The organism is Oleiphilus sp. HI0132 (genome assembly GCF_001635845.1).
The window spans coordinates 1-2,175 of record NZ_LWGJ01001196.1; the positions used below are offsets into that span (position 1 = coordinate 1).

Sequence of the window (2,175 nt, forward strand, 5' to 3'; positions counted from 1 at the left end):
GTAAGAGTTTCTTTTTTATAGGTGCTTATTATGAAATTTACGTTAAAAAAATTAGCCGCTGTAGGGGTTTTAGCATTAGGTTCGATGTCAGCAAATGCAGCCATCGTTACGGAAACTTGGGTTACTCAGGTTGCACAGAGTGACGTGACCGGGCTTAATGTCGGCGATTCATTATCATGGTCTTTTACATTCGATAACGAAGGGACTCGGGCGAGTACATTTTATGATGATGGAACTCCAACGTATACGTATTGTAACGCGCTGGATGGAAATGCTGATGGAGCTTGTTCAATTGAATGGACTTTGTTTGGAATTAATTATGCGGATTTGATTAGTTACGACGACTCGGACTGGCAGGCTAGTATTGATTATCATCTGGCCACCGAAAATATGGTTGAATACGACCGCGGTATTCGTGAGGCGAGGGTTTCAATCACTGAATTCGGTTTGTCAACAATTAACGTAAAGGAAGGTGGATCTGAAATAAATATCAGTACGTGGGCCGAAGGCACTGGACCATTTGGAACCGGACCGGGTAGCCCAACGATATCGGCTGAAACTTACCTTTACCAGGTTTCAGATCCACAGCAGTATTTCTTAGCAAACACCAGAATGACGGTCACGTCAGTCACCTCGGTTTCAGTACCTTTAATCGATGTTCCAGAACCTGCTACGCTTTCGCTTCTTGGTTTGGGTTTAGTAGGCTTAAGCTTTGCTCGTAGACAAAAGAAGTCCTAATTCTATCTAAGCCTGAAGTACACTATTGTTGCCAGCACTTAAGGAAATCACCCAGAACTAAAGCTATCTCACTTGAGATGGCTTTTTTTCTGCTCATAAAGCTGATGAATTTTCTCAAAGTACTTTTCGATAGTTTTACGGGTTGCCTTGATATGAAATCAGTTAAAAATCAGAGCCTGTTTCTATCCTACCTATAAAAGTTTTATTGCTTTGTCACTCCTCTGTTTTGGAGTCGAGCTTTTCCAAGCATCACCTTATTCTCATCCGGAAGATAGTGTACTCTAAGCGCAAATTAATGATTGGAAATGGCTAGACCTAATGAACGCAAAACGAGCAGATACGATTGTCGTACTGGACTTTGAGACGAGTGGCTTATCTCCTGATATGGGAGAACGTGCGATAGAAATTGGTGCAGTGCTGATTGAAGGTGGGGAGATTACAGATAGCTTTCAATCCCTAATGAACCCCGGTATTCGCATCAGTGCTTTTATTGAAGATTATACCGGTATTAGCAATGCAATGTTGAGCAAGGCGGCTCCCTGTGAAGAGGTGATGAAGCGCTTTAATGATTTTATTGCCGGGCATAACCTAGTCGCTCATAACGCCTCTTTTGATAAACGCTTTCTTGATGCTGAACTATCACGAGTTTCTTGCTCCTATCCGGGAGACTTTGCCTGTTCTTTGCTCGCTTCTAGGCGTATTTTTCAGGATGCGCCGAATCATAAGTTAGGAACTTTGGTTCAGTATGCGAACCTTGATACTGTTAGCTCAATCTCATCGGGTAGTTTTCACCGTGCCTTGTATGATTCAGAGATGACTGCCAAGCTGTGGTTAGCTATGTTAGAGGATATTGGTGAGCGCTACGGTATTTATGATTTACCGTTCTCTTTTATTCAGCAGCTTAGCAAAGTGCCTAAGAAGTCGGTGCATAAGTTTATAGAGAAGCACAGGGCTTAGGAACGAATCGTTATATTAAAAAGCAGGAGTTAGCAATGAGTTATAAGTGTATTTCAGTTCCGCAAGCCAGGTCTTTAATGAGGGAGAAGGCGTGTTCTTTGGTGGATATTCGAGACCCCGCTTCATTTGCTTCAGGAAATATAGAAGGCTCGGTTCATATTTCGAATGACAATGTACAACAGTATTTATCTGACATGGATAAAGAAAAGCCACTAATTGTGGTTTGCTATCACGGCAACAGTAGTCAAGGCGCGGCTGAATTTTTCGCCAGTCAAGGCTGTAGAGAAGTGTATAGTCTTGATGGCGGTTTTGTTGAATGGCAGCAAGGCGATTAGATCTAAGCTACTGCTTTATCACCCTTCAATCACTTAACTGAGCCCGGGTAATCGAAGACTAAGGATACGTATTAATCTTTGATAAACTTTACATCTATATTCAGTAAACACCGCTCGTCTCAGACGTCGAGCTAATAGCTAAGCG

Annotated in this window: 3 protein-coding genes; all 3 read left to right on the plus strand. The window is 42.3% G+C overall.

Annotated elements, in window-relative coordinates:
- Positions 1-30 precede the first annotated feature (30 nt).
- Positions 31-738 (plus strand): PEP-CTERM sorting domain-containing protein, encoded by a 708-nt coding sequence (locus A3766_RS17185; protein WP_068514332.1) that lies wholly within the window; start codon positions 31-33, stop codon positions 736-738.
- A gap of 318 nt (positions 739-1,056) precedes the next feature.
- On the plus strand, positions 1,057-1,695 hold the full coding sequence (locus A3766_RS17190) for a PolC-type DNA polymerase III (RefSeq protein WP_068507471.1): 639 nt from the start codon (positions 1,057-1,059) through the stop codon (positions 1,693-1,695).
- Between the two features lie 35 nt (positions 1,696-1,730).
- Positions 1,731-2,030, plus strand: coding sequence for a thiosulfate sulfurtransferase GlpE (glpE, locus tag A3766_RS17195; protein ID WP_068507469.1), 300 nt, complete (start codon positions 1,731-1,733; stop codon positions 2,028-2,030).
- Positions 2,031-2,175 lie beyond the last annotated feature (145 nt).